24 protein-coding genes are annotated in these 22,279 nt (G+C 71.8%); 18 read left to right on the forward strand and 6 right to left on the reverse strand.

Translation table 11 applies throughout. The annotated features are described in order from the left end of the window. Nucleotides 1–2: 2 nt before the first annotated feature. Nucleotides 3–377 (reverse strand): DUF1844 domain-containing protein, encoded by a 375-nt coding sequence (locus AB0J57_RS25630; protein WP_366130633.1) that lies wholly within the window; start codon nt 375–377, stop codon nt 3–5. Between the two features lie 290 nt (nt 378–667). Here AB0J57_RS25630 and infC point away from each other — a divergent pair, with 290 nt between their 5' ends. The 10 genes from infC (at nt 668) to AB0J57_RS25680 (ending at nt 11,554) form a co-directional block, all read left to right on the forward strand. Next, nucleotides 668–1,357 (forward strand): translation initiation factor IF-3, encoded by a 690-nt coding sequence (infC, locus tag AB0J57_RS25635; protein ID WP_366130634.1) that lies wholly within the window; start codon nt 668–670, stop codon nt 1,355–1,357. 101 nt (nt 1,358–1,458) lie between these two features. Beyond that, nucleotides 1,459–1,653, forward strand: a complete 195-nt coding sequence (gene rpmI / locus AB0J57_RS25640; protein WP_041128339.1) for a 50S ribosomal protein L35 — start codon at nt 1,459–1,461, stop codon at nt 1,651–1,653. A gap of 102 nt (nt 1,654–1,755) precedes the next feature. After that, nucleotides 1,756–2,142, forward strand: a complete 387-nt coding sequence (gene rplT / locus AB0J57_RS25645) for a 50S ribosomal protein L20 (RefSeq protein ID WP_064068121.1) — start codon at nt 1,756–1,758, stop codon at nt 2,140–2,142. A gap of 115 nt (nt 2,143–2,257) precedes the next feature. Beyond that, on the forward strand, nt 2,258–3,112 hold the full coding sequence (locus AB0J57_RS25650) for an RNA methyltransferase (protein WP_366130825.1): 855 nt from the start codon (nt 2,258–2,260) through the stop codon (nt 3,110–3,112). 54 nt (nt 3,113–3,166) lie between these two features. After that, nucleotides 3,167–4,294, forward strand: coding sequence for an ATP-binding protein (locus tag AB0J57_RS25655; protein WP_366130635.1), 1,128 nt, complete (start codon nt 3,167–3,169; stop codon nt 4,292–4,294). Between the two features lie 138 nt (nt 4,295–4,432). Then, complete coding sequence (pheS, locus tag AB0J57_RS25660) at nt 4,433–5,557, forward strand: phenylalanine--tRNA ligase subunit alpha (protein ID WP_366130636.1); 1,125 nt, start codon at nt 4,433–4,435, stop codon at nt 5,555–5,557. Beyond that, nucleotides 5,557–8,085: a phenylalanine--tRNA ligase subunit beta gene (pheT, locus tag AB0J57_RS25665; RefSeq protein ID WP_366130637.1), complete on the forward strand. Its 2,529-nt coding sequence runs from the start codon at nt 5,557–5,559 to the stop codon at nt 8,083–8,085. The genes pheS and pheT overlap by 1 nt, the downstream gene beginning before the upstream one ends. A 150-nt stretch (nt 8,086–8,235) precedes the next feature. Continuing rightward, nucleotides 8,236–9,333, forward strand: coding sequence for a PP2C family protein-serine/threonine phosphatase (locus AB0J57_RS25670; protein ID WP_366130638.1), 1,098 nt, complete (start codon nt 8,236–8,238; stop codon nt 9,331–9,333). Between the two features lie 272 nt (nt 9,334–9,605). Continuing rightward, nucleotides 9,606–10,946: a transcriptional regulator gene (locus AB0J57_RS25675; protein WP_366130639.1), complete on the forward strand. Its 1,341-nt coding sequence runs from the start codon at nt 9,606–9,608 to the stop codon at nt 10,944–10,946. 77 nt (nt 10,947–11,023) lie between these two features. Continuing rightward, nucleotides 11,024–11,554 carry an NUDIX domain-containing protein gene (locus tag AB0J57_RS25680; protein ID WP_366130640.1) on the forward strand — a complete coding sequence of 177 codons (531 nt, stop codon included), beginning with the start codon at nt 11,024–11,026 and terminating at the stop codon, nt 11,552–11,554. Nucleotides 11,555–11,561: 7 nt separating this feature from the next. Here AB0J57_RS25680 and AB0J57_RS25685 read toward each other — a convergent pair whose 3' ends face one another. Continuing rightward, nucleotides 11,562–11,819 (reverse strand): hypothetical protein, encoded by a 258-nt coding sequence (locus AB0J57_RS25685; protein WP_366130641.1) that lies wholly within the window; start codon nt 11,817–11,819, stop codon nt 11,562–11,564. A gap of 129 nt (nt 11,820–11,948) precedes the next feature. After that, nucleotides 11,949–12,812 (reverse strand): 3-hydroxybutyryl-CoA dehydrogenase, encoded by an 864-nt coding sequence (locus AB0J57_RS25690; RefSeq protein ID WP_366130642.1) that lies wholly within the window; start codon nt 12,810–12,812, stop codon nt 11,949–11,951. Between the two features lie 169 nt (nt 12,813–12,981). Between AB0J57_RS25690 and AB0J57_RS25695 the strand changes: the two genes are divergently transcribed. Beyond that, complete coding sequence (locus tag AB0J57_RS25695) at nt 12,982–14,247, forward strand: family 10 glycosylhydrolase (protein ID WP_366130643.1); 1,266 nt, start codon at nt 12,982–12,984, stop codon at nt 14,245–14,247. 57 nt (nt 14,248–14,304) lie between these two features. Here AB0J57_RS25695 and AB0J57_RS25700 read toward each other — a convergent pair whose 3' ends face one another. Next, nucleotides 14,305–14,499: a DUF1918 domain-containing protein gene (locus tag AB0J57_RS25700; RefSeq protein WP_366130644.1), complete on the reverse strand. Its 195-nt coding sequence runs from the start codon at nt 14,497–14,499 to the stop codon at nt 14,305–14,307. A 139-nt stretch (nt 14,500–14,638) separates the two neighbouring features. On the opposite strand from AB0J57_RS25700, the gene AB0J57_RS25705 reads away from it, so the two are divergent. Continuing rightward, the gene (locus AB0J57_RS25705) at nt 14,639–15,112 is read left to right on the forward strand and encodes a GNAT family N-acetyltransferase (RefSeq protein ID WP_366130645.1); all 474 of its coding nucleotides are present in this window, start codon (nt 14,639–14,641) and stop codon (nt 15,110–15,112) included. 7 nt (nt 15,113–15,119) lie between these two features. Continuing rightward, the gene (locus AB0J57_RS25710) at nt 15,120–16,337 is read left to right on the forward strand and encodes a methyltransferase (protein ID WP_366130646.1); all 1,218 of its coding nucleotides are present in this window, start codon (nt 15,120–15,122) and stop codon (nt 16,335–16,337) included. Here AB0J57_RS25710 and AB0J57_RS25715 read toward each other — a convergent pair. After that, nucleotides 16,327–16,833, reverse strand: coding sequence for a cupin domain-containing protein (locus tag AB0J57_RS25715; RefSeq protein WP_366130647.1), 507 nt, complete (start codon nt 16,831–16,833; stop codon nt 16,327–16,329). The genes AB0J57_RS25710 and AB0J57_RS25715 overlap by 11 nt on opposite strands. 94 nt (nt 16,834–16,927) lie before the next feature. Between AB0J57_RS25715 and AB0J57_RS25720 the strand changes: the two genes are divergently transcribed. Next, nucleotides 16,928–17,668, forward strand: coding sequence for a VOC family protein (locus tag AB0J57_RS25720; protein WP_366130648.1), 741 nt, complete (start codon nt 16,928–16,930; stop codon nt 17,666–17,668). A 29-nt stretch (nt 17,669–17,697) separates the two neighbouring features. Here AB0J57_RS25720 and AB0J57_RS25725 read toward each other — a convergent pair whose 3' ends face one another. Beyond that, complete coding sequence (locus tag AB0J57_RS25725; protein ID WP_366130649.1) at nt 17,698–17,838, reverse strand: lasso RiPP family leader peptide-containing protein; 141 nt, start codon at nt 17,836–17,838, stop codon at nt 17,698–17,700. Nucleotides 17,839–18,007: 169 nt separating this feature from the next. On the opposite strand from AB0J57_RS25725, the gene argC reads away from it, so the two are divergent. The 4 genes from argC to AB0J57_RS25745 are packed head-to-tail and all read left to right on the forward strand — an operon-like array spanning nt 18,008 to nt 22,276. Further along, nucleotides 18,008–19,036 (forward strand): N-acetyl-gamma-glutamyl-phosphate reductase, encoded by a 1,029-nt coding sequence (argC, locus tag AB0J57_RS25730; protein ID WP_366130650.1) that lies wholly within the window; start codon nt 18,008–18,010, stop codon nt 19,034–19,036. Further along, nucleotides 19,033–20,184, forward strand: coding sequence for a bifunctional glutamate N-acetyltransferase/amino-acid acetyltransferase ArgJ (gene argJ, locus AB0J57_RS25735; RefSeq protein WP_366130651.1), 1,152 nt, complete (start codon nt 19,033–19,035; stop codon nt 20,182–20,184). The genes argC and argJ overlap by 4 nt, the downstream gene beginning before the upstream one ends. Beyond that, nucleotides 20,181–21,083 carry an acetylglutamate kinase gene (argB, locus tag AB0J57_RS25740; RefSeq protein ID WP_366130652.1) on the forward strand — a complete coding sequence of 301 codons (903 nt, stop codon included), beginning with the start codon at nt 20,181–20,183 and terminating at the stop codon, nt 21,081–21,083. The genes argJ and argB overlap by 4 nt, the downstream gene beginning before the upstream one ends. Continuing rightward, entirely contained in the window at nt 21,080–22,276 is a 1,197-nt protein-coding gene (locus tag AB0J57_RS25745) for an acetylornithine transaminase (RefSeq protein ID WP_366130653.1), read from the forward strand. The genes argB and AB0J57_RS25745 overlap by 4 nt, the downstream gene beginning before the upstream one ends. Nucleotides 22,277–22,279 lie beyond the last annotated feature (3 nt).

Consider the following 22,279-nt stretch of genomic DNA (forward strand, 5'->3'; position numbering starts at 1 on the left):
ACTCAGCCGTACACCGCTCCCGTGTACTTCTCGCCCGGCCCCTGGCCCGGCTCGTCCGGGACGAGGGACGCCTCGCGGAAGGCGAGCTGGAGCGACTTCAGCCCGTCGCGCAGCGGTGCCGCGTGGAACGAGCTGATCTCCGTCGCGCCCGCGTCCAGCAGGCCCGCCAGGGCGTGGATCAGCTTGCGGGCCTCGTCGAGGTCCTTGTACTGGTCGCCCTCCTCGGTGAGACCGAGCTTGACGGCGGCGGCGCTCATCAGGTTGACGGCGACCGTCACGATCACCTCGACCGCGGGGACCTCCGCGATGTCGCGGGTCATGGTCTCGAAATCGGTGTTCTGGGCGGCGGAGGCGTTGCTCGGCGTGGCGTCACTCATGCCCCACACGATATGCGGCCCGCGCCCCGTTAGCCCCACCCACCAGGAGCTGCTAACCTGGTGTGACGACCGGCTGGACACGACTCGTGATCCGGCCCACAAGTGGAGGCTCCGATCTCCCACCTGGCCGTCCTCCGGGACGGCGGGTCACCGGTCAGGTGGCGCCCATCGTTCCGTACGGACGATGGAGCCGCCCGATGTGCGCCCCGCGGTACGCCGTGGCGGTGCTCCGGTAACACGAGGAGCCCCGCCTGTGTCCCGTCCGGGGCATTTTTCATGCACCGGCGCGGTTGGTCTTACTAAACAGACGTTACGCGTCCGTCCGCCAGGCGGTCGCGTGGTGCTACCGAGGAGGATCCATCAGCGCCGAGCCCCGCATCAACGACCGGATTCGCGTTCCCGAGGTGCGACTTGTCGGTCCCAGCGGCGAGCAGGTCGGGATTGTTCCGCTTGCCAAGGCCCTGGAGCTTGCGCAGGAGTACGACCTCGACCTCGTCGAGGTCGCGGCGAACGCCCGTCCGCCGGTCTGCAAGCTCATGGACTACGGGAAGTTCAAGTACGAGTCGGCCATGAAGGCCCGTGAGGCGCGCAAGAACCAGGCGCACACGGTCATCAAGGAGATGAAGCTCCGGCCGAAGATCGACCCGCACGACTATGACACCAAGAAGGGTCACGTCGTCCGGTTCCTCAAGCAGGGCGACAAGGTCAAGATCACGATCATGTTCCGTGGTCGCGAGCAGTCCCGGCCGGAGCTCGGCTACCGGCTGCTCCAGCGGCTCGCGGAGGACGTCCAGGACCTCGGTTTCGTCGAGTCGAACCCGAAGCAGGACGGCCGGAACATGATCATGGTTCTCGGACCGCACAAGAAGAAGACCGAGGCAATGGCCGAGGCCCGTGAGGCGCAGGCCGCTCGCAAGGCGGAGCGCCAGGGCCAGCCCGCCCAGGCGGAAACGCCCGCCGACGAGGCTGCCGAGGCCTGATTCCCGGGCACCCGCCCAGGATTCAACCGACACATCTGACGCTCCCGCGTGCCGGTCCCCGGACCGGCTGGGAGCGCCACTGACGAGGAGAGAACGGCGCTATGCCGAAGAACAAGACGCACTCCGGTGCCAAGAAGCGCTTCAAGGTCACCGGCTCCGGCAAGATCCTGCGCGAGCGCGCCGGCAAGCGCCACCTGCTCGAGCACAAGTCGTCCAAGCTGACGCGTCGCCTGACCGGCAACGCCGAGATGGCCCCGGGTGACAGCGCCAAGATCAAGAAGATGCTGGGCATCTGATTGACCTCCCGCCCTCGGCGACGAGGGCAGCCCGACACCGGGATCCATATCGTTTCCGGGCCGTGTGAGTCCACCCACGGCCCCGCTACAAGGAGTTAACAAGTGGCACGCGTCAAGCGGGCAGTCAACGCCCACAAGAAGCGCCGGGCGATCCTCGAGCAGGCCAGCGGCTACCGCGGTCAGCGTTCGCGCCTGTACCGCAAGGCCAAGGAGCAGGTCACCCACTCGCTGGTCTACAACTACAACGACCGCAAGAAGCGCAAGGGCGACTTCCGTCAGCTCTGGATCCAGCGCATCAACGCCGCTGCCCGCGCCAACGGCATGACGTACAACCGCCTCATCCAGGGTCTGAAGGCCGCCAACATCGAGGTGGACCGCAAGATCCTGGCCGAGCTCGCGGTCAACGACGCCAACGCGTTCGCCGCGCTCGTCGAGGTCGCCCAGAAGGCGCTCCCGAGCGACGTCAACGCCCCGAAGGCCGCCGCCTGATCCGCCAGGCCGCAGTTCTTCCCTCCGGACCCGCAGGCCCCGAGCCTGCGGGTCCGGTCTGTTCGACCCCAGCGTGTACGAGAAGCGCGTACGAAGAAGAGAGCCGCCGACCACCATGGGCACCCCCGAGCTGATCTCCCCCCGTTCCCCCCGCGTCATCGCGGCCCGGCGGCTCGCCAAGCGCAACTTCAGGGGCAAGGAGCGCCGGTTCATCGCGGAGGGCCCCCAGGCCGTGCGCGAGGCCGTCGCGCACCGCAGCGGCGGGGAGCCCACCCTGGTGGAGCTGTTCACCACGGTCGAGGCCGCCGAGCGGTACGCCGACATCGTCGAGGCCGCCCGCGCCACCGGCGCCCGCGTCCACCACGCCTCCGACGCCGTGCTCGCCGACGTCTCGCAGACCGTCACCCCGCAGGGGCTGCTCGGGGTGTGCCGGTTCCTGGACTCGCCGTTCGAGGAGATCCTCAGGAACCGCCCCAAGCTCGTCGCCGTCCTCGCCCACGTCCGCGACCCCGGCAACGCCGGGACCGTGCTGCGGTGCGCCGACGCGGCCGGCGCCGACGCCGTCGTCCTCACCGACGCCTCCGTGGACCTCTACAACCCCAAGGCCGTGCGCGCCTCCGTCGGCTCGGTCTTCCACCTGCCGGTCGCCGTGGGCGTGCCGGTCGAGCAGGCCGTCGCCGGGCTGAAGGGCGCGGGCGTGCGCATCCTCGCCGCCGACGGGGCGGGCGAGGACGACCTGGACGCCGAGCTCGACGCGGGCACCATGGGCGGGCCCACCGCCTGGATCTTCGGCAACGAGGCGTGGGGCCTGCCCGAGGAGACCCGCGCCCTCGCCGACGCCGTGGTGCGCGTCCCGATCCACGGCAAGGCCGAGAGCCTGAACCTGGCGACCGCCGCGGCCGTATGCCTCTACGGCTCCGCGCGTGCGCAGCGTGCTGCCGGAGGGTGCCGCTCCGTCACCTCCAGCTAGTAGGGTGGCGGGCTCGGGGGCCCACTGCGTGACACGGAGGGGTGGGAGACGGGGATGACGGTCGGCACCAGCAGGCCCGCGGTACGGGAGGGCGCCTTAGTGGGCGTGGGCGCTCCCGCCGGTCCCGGCGTGCCCGGGATCGACCCGGACGACCTTCCCGACGGGCTGGTCGTCGCCGACGAGAACGGCCGGGTGGTGTGCTTCAACGCCGCGGCCGTGCGCCTCACCGCCGTATCGCGCGCCGAGGTGCTGGGGCGGCCCCTGGAGCAGGCGCTGCCGCTGGAGGACCTCAAGGGCAGGCGCTGGTGGGCGCTCACCGATCCGTACGGCGGCCTCGCGATCCGCGCCGGGCAGCCCGAGCGCAACCTGCTGCTGCCGGGCAACCGTGAGGTCCTCGTCGCCGCCCGCTACGTGCGCGACGAGCCCCTCGGCCCCGTACGCAAGGTCGTCGTCACGCTGCGCGGCACCGAGGCACGGCGCCGCACCGAGCGCAGCCACGCCGAGCTGATCGCGACCGTCGCCCACGAGCTGCGTTCGCCGCTCACCTCCGTCAAGGGCTTCACGGCGACGCTGCTCGCCAAGTGGGAGCGGTTCACCGACGACCAGAAGCGGCTGATGCTGGAGACGGTCGACGCCGACGCCAACCGGGTGACCCGGCTGATCGCCGAGCTCCTCGACATCTCCCGAATAGACTCCGGCCGCCTCGAAGTGCGCCGCCAGCCGGTCGACATCGCCGCCGCCGTCGGCCGCCACATCCAGGCGCACACCGCCCGCGGCCAGTCCCCGGACCGGTTCTTCGTCCGGGTACGCCGCCCGCTGCCCGATCTGTGGGCAGACCCGGACAAGATCGACCAGGTCCTCGGCAACCTGCTCGAAAATGCCGTGCGCCACGGTGAGGGAACCGTCACCATCGAGGTGGCACCCACCGGCCCGCACGACGACGAGAAGGGAACGGCCGTCACCGTGAGCGACGAAGGCCCCGGCATCCCCGAGGAGTCGATGGGCCGTGTCTTCACCCGCTTCTGGCGGGGGAGCAAGCGCGGCGGGACCGGCCTCGGCCTGTACATCGTCAAGGGCATCGTCGAGGCCCACGGCGGCACGATCACCGTCGGCCGGGGACCCGCCGGTGGCGCCCAGTTCCGATTTACGTTGCCCGTGGGCGCCCCCTCGTACCTCACGTAACAGAGGGTCCAGGACGTCCACGGGCTGATCCGCGGCTCATCCGCCTGCCCACACCCCGTTAGACTCGTCCTTTGGCACCTTTGCGTCCTCGGTCGTCGAGCGGGGGCCCCAGCCAGCCCATCGGAAGTACGGGAAGAGATGTCGGCACCGAACAAGTCGTACGACCCAGTCGAGGTCGAGGCACTGAAACCGGAAGAGATCGAGCGCATGCGGGACGAGGCGCTCGCCGCCTTCGCCGCCGCCGGTGACCTCGACGCCCTCCACGAGGCCAAGGTCGCCCAGACCGGCCCCACCTCGCCGCTCGCGCTCGCCAACCGGGAGATCGGCGCCCTGCCGCCGCACGCCAAGGCCGAGGCCGGCAAGCGTGTGGGCCAGGCCCGGGGTGCCGTGAACAAGGCCCTGGCCGCCCGCCAGGCCGAGCTGGAGGCGGAGCGCGACGCGCGCGTGCTGGTCGAGGAGGCGGTGGACGTCACCCTGCCCTACGACCGCACCCCGGCCGGCGCCCGCCACCCGCTGACCACCCTCATGGAGCGCATCGAGGACATCTTCGTCGGCATGGGCTACGAGGTGGCCGAGGGCCCCGAGGTCGAGTCCGAGTGGCTCAACTTCGACGCCCTCAACATCGCCGTCGACCACCCCGCCCGCGGTGAGCAGGACACCTTCTTCGTCGCCGACGCCGAGGGCAAGTCAGGCTCCGGTGTCGTGCTGCGCACCCACACCTCGCCCGTCCAGGTCCGCTCCATGCTGGACCGCGAGCCCCCGGTCTACGTGATCTGCCCCGGCCGGGTGTACCGCACGGACGAGCTGGACGCCACGCACACCCCGGTCTTCCACCAGGTCGAGCTGCTCGCCGTGGACGAGGGCCTCACCATGGCCGACCTCAAGGGCACGCTGGACCACATGGTCCAGGCGCTGTTCGGCGGTGAGGGGATGAAGACCCGGCTGCGGCCGAACTTCTTCCCGTTCACCGAGCCGTCCGCCGAGATGGACATGGTCTGCTACGTGTGCCGCGGCGAGTCCGTCGGCAACCCGGACCGCCCCTGCCGCACCTGCTCCAGCGAGGGCTGGATCGAGCTCGGCGGCTGCGGCATGGTCAACCCCAAGGTGCTCACCGCCTGCGGCGTGGACCCCGAGAAGTACAGCGGATTCGCCTTCGGGTTCGGCATCGAGCGGATGCTGATGTTCCGCCACAACGTCGAAGACATGCGAGACATGGTCGAGGGTGACGTCCGGTTCACCCGGCCGTTCGGGATGGAGATCTGATGCGGGTCCCGCTTTCGTGGCTGCGGGAGTACGTCGACCTGCCGGCGACGGCGACCGGCCGTGACGTACAGACCAAGCTCATCGCGGCCGGTCTCGAGGTGGAGACCGTCGAGCAGCTCGGCGCCGGCCTCAAGGGCCCGCTGGTCGTCGGCCAGGTCCTCACCATCGAGGAGCTGACCGAGTTCAAGAAGCCCATCCGCTTCTGCACGGTCAACGTCGGCGACGCCAACGGCACGGGCGAGCCGCAGGAGATCATCTGCGGCGCCCGGAACTTCGCCGAGGGCGACAAGGTCGTCGTGGCCCTCCCCGGCGCCGTGCTGCCCGGCGACTTCCAGATCGCCGAGCGCAAGACGTACGGCAAGGTCTCCCGCGGCATGATCTGCTCCACCGACGAGCTCGGCATGGGCGACGACGGCACGCACGGCATCATCGTGCTGCCGCCCGAGATCGAGATCGGCACCGACGCCACCGAGCTGCTGGAGCTGTACGACGAGGTCCTCGACATCGCCGTCACCCCGGACCGGGGCTACTGCCTGTCGATGCGCGGTGTCGCCCGCGAGGCCGCCACCGCCTACGGCCTGCCGCTGCGCGACCCGGCGCTGCTCGACGTGCCCGCGCCCAACTCGTACGGCTACCCGGTGAAGGTCACCGACCCGATCGGCTGCGACCGCTTCACCGCGCGCACCGTCGTCGGGCTCGACCCCGAGGCCCGCTCCCCGATCTGGCTGCGCCGCCGCCTCCAGAAGGCGGGCATGCGCCCGATCTCCCTCGCGGTCGACATCACCAACTACGTGATGCTGGAGCTCGGCCAGCCGCTGCACGCCTACGACCGCACCCGCGTCCAGGGCGCGATCGGCGTGCGCCGCGCCGAGCAGGGCGAGAAGATCACCACCCTCGACGGCGTCAAGCGCGTCCTCGACGCCGGGGACCTGGTGATCACGGACGACCGCGGGCCGATCGGCCTCGCGGGCGTGATGGGCGGCGCCAACACCGAGATCGCCGACTCCGTCACCGACCCCGAGACGGGCGAGGTGCGCGGGACGACCGAGGTGGTCATCGAGGCCGCGCACTTCGACGCGGTCTCCATCGCCCGCACGGCGCGCCGCCACAAGCTGTCCTCCGAGGCGTCCCGGCGCTTCGAGCGCGGCGTCGACCCGCAGGCCGCGTCGGCCGCCGCGCAGCGCACGGTCGACCTGCTGGTCCTCCTCGCGGGCGGCACCGCCGAGGCCGGGGTCACCGAGATCATCGCCCCGTCCGCGCCGCGCACGGTCACGATGAGCGCCGACCACCCCGACCGGGTCGCCGGTGTCGCCTACGGCCGCGAGACCGTCGTACGCCGCCTCCAGGAGGTCGGCTGCGACGTCTACGGGCAGGACGAGCTCACCGTCACCGTGCCGTCGTGGCGCCCCGACCTCGCCCACCCGAACGACCTCGCCGAAGAGGTCATCCGGCTGGAGGGGTACGAGAACCTCCCCTCCACGCTGCCGCAGCCGCCGTCCGGCCGCGGGCTGACCGCGCGGCAGCGGCTGCACCGCCGCGTCGGCCGGGTGCTCGCCGGCGCCGGTTACGTCGAGGCGCCGAACTACCCGTTCGTCGCCGAGCAGGTCTTCGACCAGCTCGGACTCGCGGCGGACGACCCGAACCGCGAGGTCGTCAAGCTCGTCAACCCGCTCTCCGACGAAGAGCCGGCGATGCGGACCACGCTGCTGCCGGGCCTGCTCGGCGCGCTGCGCCGCAACGACGGGCGCGGCAGCCACGACCTGGCGCTCTTCGAGACCGGGCTGGTCTTCCACCCGGCCGGTGAGGCCGGGGCCGCCGTGGTGCTGCCGGTCGACCGCCGCCCCACGGACGAGGAGATCGCGCGGCTCAACGCGCCGCTGCCCGCGCAGCCGCGGCACGTCGCCGTCGTCCTCGCCGGGGCGCGCGAGCAGGCCGGCTGGTGGGGCAAGGGCCGCCCCTCCGAGTGGGCCGACGCCGTCGAGGCCGCCCGTTCCGTCGCCCGTGAGGCCGGCGCCGAGCTGATCGTCCGCCAGGGCCAGTACGGGCCGTGGCACCCCGGCCGCTGCGCCGAGCTGGCGGTCGTGGTGGACGGCGAGGAGCGGGTCGTCGGGTACGCCGGTGAGCTGCACCCGCGCGTCGTCAAGGCGCTCGGCCTGCCCGCCCGCACCTGCGCGATGGAGCTGAACCTCGACACCGTCGAGCGGGCTTCGGCGGGTGCCCTGCGCGCGCCGCGGATCTCGACGTTCCCGGTCGCCACGCAGGACGTCGCCCTGGTCGTCGGCAAGGACGTGCCGGCCGCCGAGGTCGAGACCGCGCTGCGCGAGGGGGCGGGCGAACTGCTGGAGTCCATCCGGCTGTTCGACGTCTTCACCGGTGAGCAGATCGGCGAGGGCAGGAAGTCCCTGGCGTACGCGCTGCGGTTCCGCGCGGGCGACCGCACGCTGACCGTCGAGGAGGCCTCGGCCGCCCGTGACGCCGCCGTGGCGCTCGCCGCCGAGCGGACGGGCGCGGTGCTGCGCGGCGCCTGAGCGCTCAGCTTCCGTTGAGGGGTACGCCGGGTTTTCCCGGCGTACCCCTCACTCGTTCGAGTGGGAAGTCTGGTGCGCTTTCCCCCGACACCTGGACGATCGACAGAATCGTCCCGACCGCGAGGAGGGGCCTGGAGAAGGGCGGTCCGCATGCCGCGTACGCATCCCCGGCTTCGTACGCATCACTGGCTTCGTCACCTGAGCCCGGCCGCCCCACTCGCACTGCCCGCCCTGTGGGGCGCCGTCGCCGTCCTGTGGAAGCTCACCTGCCCGATCGCCCAGCAGGAGGGGACGGCCACCCGGATCGCCACGAGCGCCGTCTTCTTCACCGTCGGCACCGGGCTGGTCCTCGGTGTCCGGTGCGGCCTTGTCAGGGAGCTGAAACAGGTCCGCGAGGTCGCCCAGGCCGCCCAGCGGGTGCTGCTGCGCCCGCTCCCGCCCCGGCTCGACGGGCTGTCCGTCGCGGCCGGCCAGCTCTCCGTCTCCCGGGGCGCGGCCGTGGGCGGCGACCTGTACGAGGCGGTCGCCACCCCGCACGGGGTACGGGTCGTCATCGGTGACGTACGCGGTCACGGGCTGGCCCCGCTCGGGGCGGTCGCCGCGGTGCTGGGCAGCTTCCGGGAGGCCGCGCACGACGAGCCCGAACTCGGGGGCGTGCTGCGGCGGCTGGACCGGGCGCTCGGGCGGCACCTGCGCGAGCGGGCGCGGGAGGAGCACCCGGCGTCGGGCGGATGGGACCCGGACAGCCCGTCGGCGGAGGAGTTCGTCACCGTACTGCTGCTGGAGATCCGCCGGGACGGTGCCGTGCTGGCGCTCAACTGCGGGCACCCGTGGCCCTACCGGTTGGGCGGGCGGTGCGCGGAACCGGTCGCGGCGGGGGACCCGTTGCCGCCGCTCGGTGCCTTTCCGCTGCCTGAGGAGCTGCCCGTGCACCGGTGCGCGCGGCTCCTGCCCGGCGAGGCGCTGTTCCTGCACACGGACGGCGCCGAGGACGCCCGGGACGCCTCGGGCCGGTTCTTCCGGCTCCAGGAGGTGCTCGACCAGGCCCTGCGCGATGCGCCGGTGCCCCCGGCGGCCCTGATCCACCGGGTGCACTCGGCGCTGCTTCGCCACACCGGCGGGCGGCTCACCGACGACGTGGCCCTGCTGGTCGTGCGCAACGACCGTCACGACGACCGCTCCCGGGTGCCGGCGCAGTCCGCGGACCCGGGTCTGCGCCGTACCCGGCCTGCACCCTCCAATCGATAGCGGCTGTACGGACATGGACGGTGCGGCCGGCGCCGCCCGCCCTGCCGCGGAGTGTCGGGCAGATCAGGCAGGACGGAACGGCGCTTCAGCGGGCCGTCGCACTGTACGAGGGGGAGCCGACGGCCCGGCCGCTCTGTGAGAGACCGCCCAGTCAACCGGCGCCGGGAGCACGGCGGCAGAGCACGCGGGGCACGGATACGGGCATTCCGTTCACACCCCGTGCGAACGCGGCTCCACTAGTCTGGGCACACCGAGTCACCGGAGGGGCACCCATGCAGCCCAACACCCTGCTCGACGCCCTGCTCGACGAGGCGGGGATATCGCACGCGGGCCTGGCCGCCCACGTCAACCAGGCCGGCCGGGCGAGAGGCCTGGCGCTGCGGTACGAACACACGGCCGTGGCACGCTGGTTGAAGGGCCAGCGCCCGCGCGGCCAGGTGCCGGACCTGATCTGCGAGGTGCTGGGTGCCCGGCTCCACCGGCCGGTCACCCTCGACGACATCGGGCTGGGTGTCCCCGGCGAGGCGGCCGTCACGCACGGCTCGCCGCTGTCCGGCTTCGTGGAGCGGGCCACCGCGCTGTGGCGCTCCGACGAACAGCAACGGCCGCACATACTGGGCGCCCCCGCGGTGACCGGCACGCCCGCCGTCATGCCCGTCTGGGAGTGGGAGAACCCCCCGGAGGACGCGGACGTCTCGCGCGACGGCCAGACGCGCGTCAGCATGTCCGACATCACCATGCTGCGCGCGGCCCGGGCCCACTACGAGCTGATGTACCGCCGGGCGGGCGGTATCGCCACCCGCGCCCGGATCGTCGGCTTCCTGAACGCCGAGACGGCCCCGCTGCTGCGCGGCAGCTACAACGACGCCCTGGGCCGCCAATTGCACCGCGCGACCGGCGGGCTGGTCGCGGTGGCCGGCATCTGCGCGTACGACTCGGACGCGCACGGCCTCGCCCAGCGCTATTTCCACCAGGCGCTGCGGCTGGCGAAGGCGAGCGGCGACCGGGGGCTGGGCGCCTATGTGATCGCCCTGCTGGTCAACCAGTCGCTGTTCATGGGGGAGTACCGGCAGGCGGTGGCGTTCGCGGAGGCGGCGCTGCGGACCGCCGGGGCGCAGATCACCCCGGCGCTCGCCGCGGACCTGTACGCCATGCAGGCGAAGGCGTACGCGCACCTCGGCGACGGCGCCGGTGCGCTGCGGTGCATCCGGCGCGCCGAGTCGGAGGCGGAACGGATCAGACCGGGGCACGAGCCGGACGAGACCGGCTACGTACAGCCGGGCCTGGTCAACGTGCAGGTCGCCGAAGCCCTGCTCAGCCTGGGGGACCTGGACGGTGCGCGGGAGCACGCCGCGGCCGCCGTGCGCACCCCGGCGCACGACCGGGGGCGGGTGCACCGGCTCGCCATGCTGAGCCAGATAGAACTGCGCCAGGGAGAGGCGGACCGGGCGGCGCAGACGGCCGCCGAGATGGCCGAGCGGGCGAGGGGGATGGAGTCGCAGCGGCTGCGGGACCGGCTGCGTGAGGTGCGGGAGCACCTGGTGGCCAGCGGGTGCAGCGACGCGGAGGAGGCGGCCGAACTCATCGACGGGGCACTGCGCGTGCCGCTGTGACCTTCCCGTGCGACGTTCCGCCGACTCGGTGAGCCTGCTGCGATATTGCCATCTACTTGTCGGAAGGTGGCAGAAACGTGCAGTGGACGAACCTGAGTGAGCAAACCATCTATGAGAACCGCTGGTTCAAGGTCAACCTGGCGGATGTCGCACTCCCTGACGGCCGGCACCTGGACCACTTCCTCATCCGGCTGCGCCCGGTCGCCGTCGCGACCGCCGTCAACGAGGCCAATGAGGTGCTGATGCTGTGGCGGCACCGCTTCATCACCGATAGCTGGGGCTGGGAGCTGGCCGCCGGGGTGGTCGAGGACGGCGAGGACATCGCGGCCGCCGCCGCCCGGGAGATGGAGGAGGAGACCGGGTGGCGCCCGGGGCCGTTGCAGCACCTGCTGACCGTCGAGCCGTCCAACGGCCTGACCGACGCCCGCCACCACCTGTACTGGGCGGAGGACGCGACCTACATGGGCCACCCCGAGGACGACTTCGAGTCCTCCCGACGTGAATGGATACCGCTGAAGCTGATCCCGGACATGATCGCGCGCGGCGAGGTCCCGGCCGCCAACATGGCGGCCGGGCTCCTGATGCTGCACCATCTCCGGCTGGGCTGACGCCGCCTCAGTTGCCGAGCGCCTGCCAGACCGCCACCGCGAGGGCGCCCACTGCGGTGAGCGCGGACACGGCGGGAAGCGGCCACTTGGCCTGCTCCAGCGCCGCGACGCGCGCGGCCAGATCGGTCAGATCACGGTCGATCTGGCCGTGGCGCTGGGCGAGCAGCGCGAGCTGCCCGTCGATCCGGGCGAGCCCGACGTCGAGACAGCGGCGCAGCTCTGCGAACTCCTCGACGGCCGTTAAGTGATCGGGATCGGTGGTCACGGTTTCCGCTCCTGTTCGTCGACTGGGGCGGATCCGAGTCAACTCTCCCAGGTGGGGCGGGGGGAGCGTGTGCGCAGGGCATATGCGAACACGCTCCGCACACCCCGTGCGAAAGTTCGTCGCTCTGGGTTACGACCCGTACGGGTAGAAGCCGGAGCCCGTCTTACGGCCCAGGCGCCCCGCGTCCACCATGCGCTGGAGCAGCGGCGGGGCGGCGTACAGCGGCTCCTTGTACTCGGCGTACATCGAGTCAGCGACCGAGGCGACGGTGTCCAGGCCGATCAGGTCGGCCAGCTTGAGCGGGCCCATGGGGTGGGCGCAGCCCAGCTCCATGCCGTTGTCGATGTCCTCGCGGCTGGCGATGCCCGACTCGAACATCCGGATCGCGGAGAGGAGGTACGGGATCAGCAGCGCGTTCACCACGAAGCCGGAGCGGTCCTGGGCGCGGATCGCGTGCTTGCCGAGCGTCTTCTCGACCACCGCCTGCGAGCGGCTGATCGTGCCCTCGGAGGTGGTCAGCGCCGGGATCAGCTCGACGAGCTGCTGGACCGGGGCGGGGTTGAAGAAGTGGATGCCGATGACCTGGTCGGGGCGGGACGTCGCCACGGCCAGCTTCACCAGCGGGATGGAGGAGGTGTTGGAGGCGAGAATCGCGTCCTGACGGGTCACCACCTGGTCGAGGACCTGGAAGATCTCGGTCTTCACCTGCTCGTTCTCGACGACCGCCTCGATGACCAGGTCACGGTCGGCGAACTCGCCGAGGTCGGTGGTGAAGCTCAGCCGGGCGAGCGTCGCGTCGCGCTCCTCCTCGGTGATCTTGCCGCGCTGGGCGGCCTTGGAGAGCGAGTTGTACAGCCGGGTGCGGCCGATCTCCAGGGCCTCGCCGGTGGTCTCGGCGACCTTGACCTCCAGGCCGCTGCGGGCACATACCTCCGCGATGCCCGCGCCCATCTGGCCGCAGCCGACCACTCCGACGCGTTCGATGTCGGTCACATCGTGCCTTTCGCTGATCTTCCATGCGGCAGGACCCCCGTGTGATTCCGGTGCCCGCCTCGACCCCACGACGTTACTCCGTTCGCGCGGGTGGAGGGCGGTCCGGGGCGGGCATGCTCTGCGGGGAAAGGGAGAGACCGGGAGCAACCCACTCGTTAGGGGCATATGCATGCGGCATATCGGCAGAAGAAGCCTGGCAGCGGCAGCGGCCGGGGTGGTGGCGTCGCTGTGGGCGGCCGGGGACGCGGGCGCGGTGGCGCGGCCCGATCGCGAGGACCGGAGGAACCACGGGAACCGGAAGGCGGCCGGCAAGGAGTTCCGGGGGATGTGGCTGGCGACCGTCGCCAACCGCGACTGGCCCTCCAAGCCGGGACTGCCGGCCGACCAGCAGCGGGCCGAGCTGCTGGCCTTCCTCGACAAGGCGGTGGAGCGGCGGCTGAACGCGGTGATCTTCCAGGTGCGGCCCACCGCCGACGCGCTGTGGCCCTCGCCGTACGAGCCGTGGTCGCAGTACCTCACCGGCGTCCAGGGCAGGGACCCCGGCTGGGACCCGCTGGGCACGGCGGTGGCCGAGGCGCACGCGCGCGACCTGGAGCTGCACGCCTGGTTCAACCCGTACCGGGTGGCCAACCACACCGATCCGGCCAGGCTGGCGGACGGGCACCCGGCCCGGGTGCACCCGGACTGGGTCCTGCCCTACGGCGGGAAGCTGTACTACAACCCGGGGCTGCCCCAGGTGCGGCGCTTCGTCGAGGACGCCATGCTCGACGCCGTACGCCGCTACGACATCGACGCCGTCCACTTCGACGACTACTTCTACCCGTACCCGGTCGCCGGCCAGTCCTTCGCCGACGACGACACCTACGCCACCCACGGCGCGGGCTTCCCGGACAAGGCCGCCTGGCGGCGCGACAACATCGACCGACTGGTGCGGGAGATGTCCGAGCGCATCCGCGAGATCGACAAGGACGTACGGTTCGGGATCAGCCCGTTCGGCGTGTGGCGCAACGTCGCCACCGACCCGCTCGGCTCGGACACCCGGGCGGGCGTGCAGACCTACGACCACCTGCACGCGGACACCCGCAAATGGGTGAAGGAACGCTGGATCGACTACGTGGTGCCCCAGCTCTACTGGCACATCGGATTCGCCGCCGCCGACTACGCCAAACTGGTCCCCTGGTGGGACGACGTGGCCCGCGGCACGAACGTGGACCTGTACGTGGGGGAGGCCCTGTACAAGGCCGGTGACCCCGCACAGCCCGCGGCCTGGCAGGACCCGGCGGAGCTGTCACGCCACCTCACGCTGGCCGGGGAGTACCCCCGGGTGCGCGGCCATGTCTTCTTCTCGGCCAAGGAGGTCGTGACCGACCGCATCGGGGCGATGGCCAGGGTCGTGGCCGACCACTACCCGACGCCGGTCCGTCCGCCGGGCTGAGGCCCTGGCCGGGACGGGCCGGCTCCTGGGACGGGGCGGTGTTCCGGGCGGGCCGGACTAGCTGGGCTCCTTGTGGCGTACGACGCTGTCGGGGCCCGGGGACATCACGGCTTCGTGTCCGTCGTCGTTGAAGCGGACGCGGTACGGGGGTGTTCCGTCCGGCCCGAGCACTTCGATGACCTCGGCGGTCCTGTCGTGCTGGCCGACGACCCTGCCGTGCACCAGCAATGTGTCGCCCACAGTCGCGTGCATCAAGTGACCTCCTCGCGACGGTTTTGCCCTACTTGTCGTTCCGTATGGGGAGTCTACGTCCGCAGGTGTGGTCCGCGTCACCCGAGGAAGCCGTTCGGTCGGCTTCCACCGGGCGGCCCCGCCCTGCCAGAGTCCGATCATGGACGAGACCACGACGAGCCCGGACGCGCGCCTGGACGCGTACGAGATCTCCACCGACGCCGCCCGCCTGGACCGGGCCCGCATCCACCACTGGCTGTCGACCGACGCGTACTGGGCGCTGGGCCGCAGCCGCGACAAGCAGGACCGCGCCATCGACGGATCGCTCAACTTCGGCGCGTACGAAGTGGCCTCCGGAGAACAGGTCGCCTACGCCCGCGCGGTCACCGACCACGCGACCTTCGCCTGGCTCTGCGACGTCTACGTCGACCGCCCGGCCCGCGGCCGGGGCCTGGGCACCGCACTGGTCGAGGCGGTCCGTGACCACTTCGCCCCGCTCGGGATCAAGCGCATCATGCTCGCCACCCATGACGCGCACGGCGTGTACGAGAAGCTCGGCTTCCAGCCGCTGGACGTGCCGGAGCACTGGATGGCGCTCCGGTTCCCCGAGCCCGGGGACCACCGGCTAGCCTGAGCGCACGATGAACCGTTTGACCACGTCATGGGGCGATTACGCCCTCGCCCGTTTCCCCGAGGACCCGCGCGACCGGCTGCGTGCCTGGGACGCCGCCGACGAGTACCTGCTGCGGCACCTGGCAGAAGCTCAGGGAGAGGCCCCGGGGGAGAGCCGGAGGGAGGCCCTGGCGGAGGCCCCGGGGGCGGCCCACCTCCCCGGTTCCGGCACCGTGGCCGTGGTCGGCGACCGGTGGGGCGCCCTGGTCACCTCCCTCGCCCGGCACCGCCCCGGACGGGTCGTCCAGATCACCGACTCGTTCCTCGCCCGCGAGGCCACCCGCGCCAACCTCGCCCGCAACGGGATCGATTCCGGCGCCGTGCGGCTTCTGACCACCAGGGACACCCCGCCGGACCGCGTCGACGTGCTGCTGGTCCGCGTCCCCAAGAGCCTCGCGCTCCTGGAGGACCAACTGCACCGCCTCGCCCCCGCCGTGCACCCCGGGACGGTCGTCGTCGGCACCGGCATGGTCAAGGAGATCCACACCTCCACGCTCAAGCTCTTCGAGCGGATCATCGGCCCCACCCGGACCTCCCTGGCCGTCAAGAAGGCCCGGCTCATCCACTGCACGCCGGACCCCTCCCTGCCGCGCACCCCCAGCCCCTGGCCGCACCGCTACGCCCTGCCCGACGACGCCCCGGCCCCCGTCGCCGGCCGGACCGTCGTCAACCACGCCGGCATCTTCTGCGCCGACCGCCTCGACATCGGCACCCGCTTCTTCCTCCAGCACCTGCCGCGCGGGCTCGGCGACTCCCGGGTCGTCGACCTGGGCTGCGGCAACGGCGTGGTCGGCCTCGCCGTGGCGCTGGCCGAACCCGGCGCGCGGCTCGTGTTCGCCGACGAGTCGTACCAGGCCGTGGCCTCGGCCGGGGAGACGTTCCGGGCCGGCGCCGCGCCCGGCGGCGAGGCGGAGTTCCTGGTGGGCGACGGACTGGCGGACATGCCCGCCGGCTCCGTCGACCTCGTCCTCAACAACCCGCCGTTCCACAGCCACCAGGCGATGACCGACCTGACGGCCCGGCGGATGTTCTCCGGGGCGCGGCGCGCCCTCCGCCCCGGCGGCGAGCTGTGGGTCGTCGGCAACCGGCACCTCGGCTACCACGTGACGCTGCGCCGCATCTTCGGCAACTGCGAGGTGGTGGCGAGCGACCCGAAGTTCGTCGTCCTGAGGGCCGTCAGGAAGTAGACGTCTCCGCCGCCGGCAGGGGCGTCCCGCAGCGACCGCAGAAGCGGACGTCGGACTCGTCGGGCGCGAGCCGCCCGCACTCGGGGCACACCCGGTGGAGCAGGCACGCGGCCTCGCCGCCCGCGGGCGCGGCGGCGGTACGGATGGTGAGCCCCGGGCGGCGGCGGTGCACCGTCAGGTACGTCAGGCCGCCGGGCCCCGCCGCCACACCGCGCCGGGCGCCGCGCGGCAGCCACACCAGGGACCCCGCCTCCAACGGCTGCTCCCCGTCCCCGGTGTCGAGCCGCCCGCCGCCGTCCACCACGTACAGGAGCACGTCCAGATCGGGCTCCACGTGCGCCGGGACCCGGGTGTCCGGCGTGACCCGGATCAGATTGGCGTCCAGTTGACGCCCGTCGGCCGCGAGCCGCCACAGCGCGCCGCCCCGGTCGGCCGGCACGTCGCGGAACAGCTCGCCCGCCCGGGCCAGTACCGCCGCCTCTCCGTTCCCCGTCACCCGTTCCTCCACGTACGCCTGTGTTGCCGGACCTGTGCGGAAGCGGATGCTACCCGCGGGCCCCCGATCGCGTACCGTGCATAAGATCGCCGGCATGGCGCTGCGACCTGTGATGGTGAACATAAAGGCTCTTGATGTCTCGGCAGTCGGCCGGTTCTGGGCCGAGGCGCTCGGCTGGAGCTTCTTCAAACCCGGAGTGACCGTCTACGTCGGACCCGGCGACGAGCTCGTCTGGCCGGACCCGGTCGTCGTCGGCATCAACGTCGTCCCCGTCCCGGAACCCGGGACGGCAACGAAGAACCGTGTGCACCTCGATCTCGCCACCACCTCCGCGGCCCATCAGACGGAGCTGGTCGCGCGCCTCCAGGCTCTCGGTGCGACGCCCGCCCACGTGGGCCAGGGCGACGTTCCGTGGACGGTCCTCGCCGACCCCGAGGGCAACGAGTTCTGCGTGCTGGAGCCCCGGGAGACCTACCGGGACACCGGGCCGGTCGCCGCGGTGGTGGTCGACTGCGCGGATCCACGGGCCATGGCCCGGTTCTGGGACGCGGCGATCGACTGGACCCCGCACGAGGTGACCGACGATCACGCGGTGCTGCGCTCCGCCAAGGGTGTCGGCCCGTATCTCGAGTTCCTCCGCACGCCCGGCGGGAAGACCGTGCCGGACCGCGTCCATCTCGACCTGCTGCCCTACCCCGGCGACGACAAAGCCGCGGAGGTGTCCCGGCTGCGGGCCCTCGGCGCCACCGACCTCGACCTCGGCCAGGGCGACGTTCCGTGGACGTGCCTGGCCGACCCGGAGGGCCACGAGTTCTGCGTCCTCGCGACGTCCTGACGCGGAGCGGCGGGCGCCGCATCAACTCATCACGGCAGGCCGAAGAAGGCGGAGAAGCCGTCCCAGTAGAGCCCGCTGTAGCCCTCGGTCACCTCGGCGTAGCCACCTGCGTCCGCCAGTACCGGAGGCTCGTACACCTCGGCCTCTTCGGTCTCCGATTCGTCTCGCATGATGATCCTTTCTCCGACCGCTGCCACCGAATGACGTCCACCATGGAAGTCCCCCGTCCTCGTGAAGGAACGCCCTCTTGGCGGGGACGCGCCACCGGGGCTCCGAGGGGCAGGCTTTGCATAAAACTGCAAGGAAGCGTATAGTCATGCCATCGACGAGGAGGGTTCGATGGCAGTACGAGCAGCAGTGGCAGGCGCGAGCGGATACGCGGGCGGAGAGGTACTCCGTCTGCTCCTCGGCCACCCCCACGTCGAGATCGGCGCCCTGACCGGCCATTCCAACGCCGGGCAGACCTTCGGCACGCTACAGCCGCACCTGCTGCCGCTCGCCGACCGCGTCCTGGAGCCGACCACCCCCGAGGTGCTCGCCGGCCACGACGTCGTCTTCCTCGCCCTGCCGCACGGCCAGTCCGCCGCCGTGGCCGAGCAGCTCGGTGACGACGTCCTCGTCGTCGACATGGGCGCCGACTTCCGGCTGAAGGACGCCGCCGACTGGGAGAGGTTCTACGGCTCACCGCACGCCGGCACCTGGCCCTACGGCCTCCCCGAGCTGCCGGGTGCCCGCGCCGCGCTGGAGGGGTCCAAGCGCATCGCGGTCCCCGGCTGCTACCCCACCGCCGTGTCGCTCGCGCTCTTCCCCGCGTACGCCGCCGGCATCGCCGAGCCGGAGGCGGTGATCGTCGCCGCCACCGGCACCTCCGGCGCGGGCAAGGCGCTCAAGCCGCACCTGCTCGGCTCCGAGGTGATGGGCTCCATGAGCCCGTACGGCGTCGGCGGCGGCCACCGCCACACGCCCGAGATGATGCAGAACCTCGGCGCGGTGGCGGGGGAGAAGGTCACCGTCTCCTTCACGCCCACCCTCGCCCCCATGGCACGCGGCATCCTCGCCACGTGCAGCGCCAAGGCCAAGCCGGGCACCACGGCCGAGGACGTCCGGGCCGCCTACGTCAAGGCGTACGCCGACGAACCGTTCGTCCACCTCCTCCCCGAGGGCCAGTGGCCGGCGACGGCGTCCGTCTACGGTTCCAACGCCGTCCAGGTCCAGGTCGCGTACGACGCGGCGGCGGGTCGCGTCATCGCCATCAGCGCCATCGACAACCTCACCAAGGGCACCGCCGGCGGCGCGGTGCAGAGCATGAACATCGCCCTCGGGCTCCCCGAGGACACAGGTCTTTCCACGATCGGAGTCGCACCGTGAGTGTCACGGCAGCAAAGGGATTCACGGCCACGGGCATCGCCGCCGGGATCAAGGAGAACGGCAACCCGGACCTGGCCCTCGTGGTCAACACCGGGCCGCGCCGTGCCGCCGCGGGCGTCTTCACCTCCAACCGCGTCAAGGCCGCGCCCGTGCTGTGGTCCGAGCAGGTCCTGAAGGCGGGCGAGCTGACCGCCGTCGTCCTCAACTCGGGCGGCGCCAACGCCTGCACCGGCCCCCAGGGCTTCCAGGACACGCACGCCACCGCCGAGAAGGTGGCGGAGGTCCTGAACATCGGCGCGGGCGAGGTCGCCGTCGCGTCCACCGGCCTCATCGGCGTACTCCTGCCCATGGACAAGCTCCTGCCCGGCGTCGAGAAGGCCGCCAAGGAGCTGTCCGAGCACGGTGGTGAGAAGGCCGCCATCGCCATCAAGACCACCGACACCGTCCACAAGACGTCCGTGGTGACCAAGGACGGCTGGACCGTCGGCGGCATGGCCAAGGGCGCGGGCATGCTCGCCCCCGGCCTGGCCACCATGCTCGTCGTCCTCACCACCGACGCCGACGTCGACGCCCCGACGCTCGACAAGGCGCTGCGGGACGCCACCCGGGTCACCTTCGACCGGGTCGACTCCGACGGCTGCATGTCCACCAACGACACCGTTCTGCTCCTCGCCTCCGGCGCCTCCGGCCTCACCCCCGCGTACGGCGACTTCGCCGAAGCGGTGACGAAGGTCTGCGACGACCTCGGCCGGCAGCTCATCGGCGACGCCGAGGGCGCGTCCAAGGACATCCGCGTCGAGGTGGTCAACGCGGCGAGCGAGGACGACGCCGTCGAGGTCGGGCGCTCCATCGCCCGCAACAACCTCCTCAAGTGCGCCATCCACGGCGAGGACCCCAACTGGGGCCGTGTCCTGTCCGCCATCGGCACCACCAAGGCCGCCTTCGAGCCCGACCGGCTCAACGTCGCCATCAACGGCGTCTGGGTCTGCAAGAACGGCTCCGTCGGCGAGGACCGCGACCTCGTCGACATGCGGTACCGGGAAGTGACGATCACCGCCGACCTGGCGGCCGGCTCCGAGTCCGCCGTCATCTGGACCAACGACCTCACCGCCGACTACGTCCACGAGAACAGCGCGTACAGCTCATGAGCACGACACGCAAGCACACCGCCCTGCCCAAGGCGCAGATCCTCATCGAGGCGCTGCCCTGGCTGACGCGCCATCACGGCAAGACCGTCGTCATCAAGTTCGGCGGCAACGCCATGGTCGACGAGGAGCTGAAGGCCGCCTTCGCCCAGGACGTCGTCTTCCTCCGCCACGCCGGCCTCCGCCCGGTCGTCGTACACGGCGGCGGCCCGCAGATCAGCGCCCAGCTCGACAAACAGGGCCTGGTCAGCGAGTTCAAGGCGGGCCTCCGCGTCACCACGCCCGAGGCGATGGACATCGTACGGATGGTGCTCGCCGGACAGGTCCAGCGGGAGCTCGTCGGGCTGCTCAACCAGCACGGCCCGTTCGCCGTCGGCATGACCGGCGAGGACGCGCACACCATCACCGCCACCAAGCACCGGCCGCGCATCGAGGGCGAGCTCGTCGACATCGGCCGGGTCGGTGAGATCACCGAGATCGACACCGGTGCCATCGAGGCACTGCTGGACAACGGCCGCATCCCGGTCGTCTCCTCGATCGCCCGTTCCCAGGACGACGGACATGTCTACAACGTCAATGCTGATACGGCGGCTGCGGCACTCGCTGCGGCGCTGGGTGCCGAGACCCTGATGGTCCTGACCGACGTCGAGGGCCTCTACGAGGACTGGCCCAACAGCGACGAGGTCATCAGCCGGCTCACCGCGAGCGAGCTGGAGAAGTTGCTGCCCGAGCTCTCCAGCGGCATGGTCCCCAAGATGGAGGGCTGCCTGCACGCCGTACGCAACGGCGTCACCACCGCGCGCGTGATCGACGGGCGCGTGCAGCACTCCATCCTGCTGGAGATCTTCACCGACGAGGGCATCGGCACGATGGTCGTGCCGGACGGACAGGGGGACTCATGACCGGCAACGAGCACCTGACCCAGCGGTGGCAGGGCGCGCTGATGGACAACTACGGCACGCCCCGGATTCCTCTCGTACGCGGCGAGGGCGCCAGGGTCTGGGACGCCGACGGCGCCGAGTACCTGGACTTCGTCGGCGGCATCGCCGTCAACGCCCTGGGCCACGCGCACCCCGCCGTCGTCGAGGCGGTCTCGCGGCAGATCGGCTCCCTCGGCCACGTCTCCAACCTCTTCGTCGCCGAGCCGCCGGTCGCGCTCGCCGAGCGGCTTCTCCAGCTCCTCGGCCGCCCCGGCCGGGTCTTCTTCTGCAACTCCGGCGCCGAGGCCAACGAGGCCGCCTTCAAGATCGGCCGGCTGACCGGCCGGACCCACATGGTCGCGACGGCCGGCGGCTTCCACGGCCGCACCATGGGCTCCCTCGCGCTCACCGGCCAGCCCGGCAAGCAGGAGCCGTTCCTGCCGCTGCCCGGCGACGTCACGCACGTGCCGTACGGGGACGCCGAGGCGCTGCGGGACGCCGTGACCGAGCAGACCGCGTTCGTCATCATCGAGCCCATCCAGGGCGAGAACGGTGTCGTCGTCCCGCCGCCCGGCTACCTGAAGGCCGCCCGCGAGATCACCCGCGCCACCGGCACCCTGCTCGTCCTCGACGAGGTGCAGACCGGCATCGGCCGGTGCGGCCACTGGTTCGAGCACCAGGCGCACGGCGTCGACCCCGACATCGTCACCCTCGCCAAGGGCCTGGGCGGCGGCCTGCCCATCGGCGCGACCGTCGCCTTCGGGGCGGCGGCCGACCTGCTCAAGCCCGGCCACCACGGCACCACCTTCGGCGGCAACCCCGTCGCGTGCGCCGCCGGACTCGCCGTACTCGACACGCTCGCGGCCGACGGAGCCCTCGACAGGGTCAAGCGCCTCGGCGAGAAGCTCCGCGACGGAATCGAGGCCCTGGACCACCCGCTGGTCTCCCACGTCCGTGGCGCGGGCCTGCTGCTGGGTATCGTGCTCACCGAGCCCCTCGCGCCCCAGGTGCAGCAGGCGGCTCAGGACGCCGGCCTCCTGGTGAACGCGCCCGCCCCCGATGTCGTACGGCTCATGCCGCCGCTGATCATCGGCGACGACGACGTGGACGCCTTCCTCCGGGCCCTGCCCGGCGTCCTCGGCAGCGTGCACGGGGAAGGACGATCCGGAGAATGAGAC

The organism is Streptomyces sp. NPDC049837 (assembly GCF_040674455.1).
In the GTDB taxonomy this organism is placed as follows: domain Bacteria; phylum Actinomycetota; class Actinomycetes; order Streptomycetales; family Streptomycetaceae; genus Streptomyces.

Coding starts and splice junctions, on each gene's coding strand:
- AB0J57_RS25630 (WP_366130633.1), bottom strand. CDS start 377: ATGAGTGACGCCACGCCGAGCAACGCCTCCGCCGCCCAGAACACCGAT.
- rpmI (WP_041128339.1), top strand. CDS start 1,459: ATGCCGAAGAACAAGACGCACTCCGGTGCCAAGAAGCGCTTCAAGGTC.
- AB0J57_RS25650 (WP_366130825.1), top strand. CDS start 2,258: ATGGGCACCCCCGAGCTGATCTCCCCCCGTTCCCCCCGCGTCATCGCG.
- AB0J57_RS25655 (WP_366130635.1), top strand. CDS start 3,167: ATGACGGTCGGCACCAGCAGGCCCGCGGTACGGGAGGGCGCCTTAGTG.
- pheS (WP_366130636.1), top strand. CDS start 4,433: ATGTCGGCACCGAACAAGTCGTACGACCCAGTCGAGGTCGAGGCACTG.
- pheT (WP_366130637.1), top strand. CDS start 5,557: ATGCGGGTCCCGCTTTCGTGGCTGCGGGAGTACGTCGACCTGCCGGCG.
- AB0J57_RS25670 (WP_366130638.1), top strand. CDS start 8,236: ATGCCGCGTACGCATCCCCGGCTTCGTACGCATCACTGGCTTCGTCAC.
- AB0J57_RS25675 (WP_366130639.1), top strand. CDS start 9,606: ATGCAGCCCAACACCCTGCTCGACGCCCTGCTCGACGAGGCGGGGATA.
- AB0J57_RS25695 (WP_366130643.1), top strand. CDS start 12,982: ATGCGGCATATCGGCAGAAGAAGCCTGGCAGCGGCAGCGGCCGGGGTG.
- AB0J57_RS25700 (WP_366130644.1), bottom strand. CDS start 14,499: ATGCACGCGACTGTGGGCGACACATTGCTGGTGCACGGCAGGGTCGTC.
- AB0J57_RS25705 (WP_366130645.1), top strand. CDS start 14,639: ATGGACGAGACCACGACGAGCCCGGACGCGCGCCTGGACGCGTACGAG.
- AB0J57_RS25710 (WP_366130646.1), top strand. CDS start 15,120: ATGAACCGTTTGACCACGTCATGGGGCGATTACGCCCTCGCCCGTTTC.
- AB0J57_RS25720 (WP_366130648.1), top strand. CDS start 16,928: ATGGCGCTGCGACCTGTGATGGTGAACATAAAGGCTCTTGATGTCTCG.
- AB0J57_RS25725 (WP_366130649.1), bottom strand. CDS start 17,838: ATGCGAGACGAATCGGAGACCGAAGAGGCCGAGGTGTACGAGCCTCCG.
- argC (WP_366130650.1), top strand. CDS start 18,008: ATGGCAGTACGAGCAGCAGTGGCAGGCGCGAGCGGATACGCGGGCGGA.
- argB (WP_366130652.1), top strand. CDS start 20,181: ATGAGCACGACACGCAAGCACACCGCCCTGCCCAAGGCGCAGATCCTC.
- AB0J57_RS25745 (WP_366130653.1), top strand. CDS start 21,080: ATGACCGGCAACGAGCACCTGACCCAGCGGTGGCAGGGCGCGCTGATG.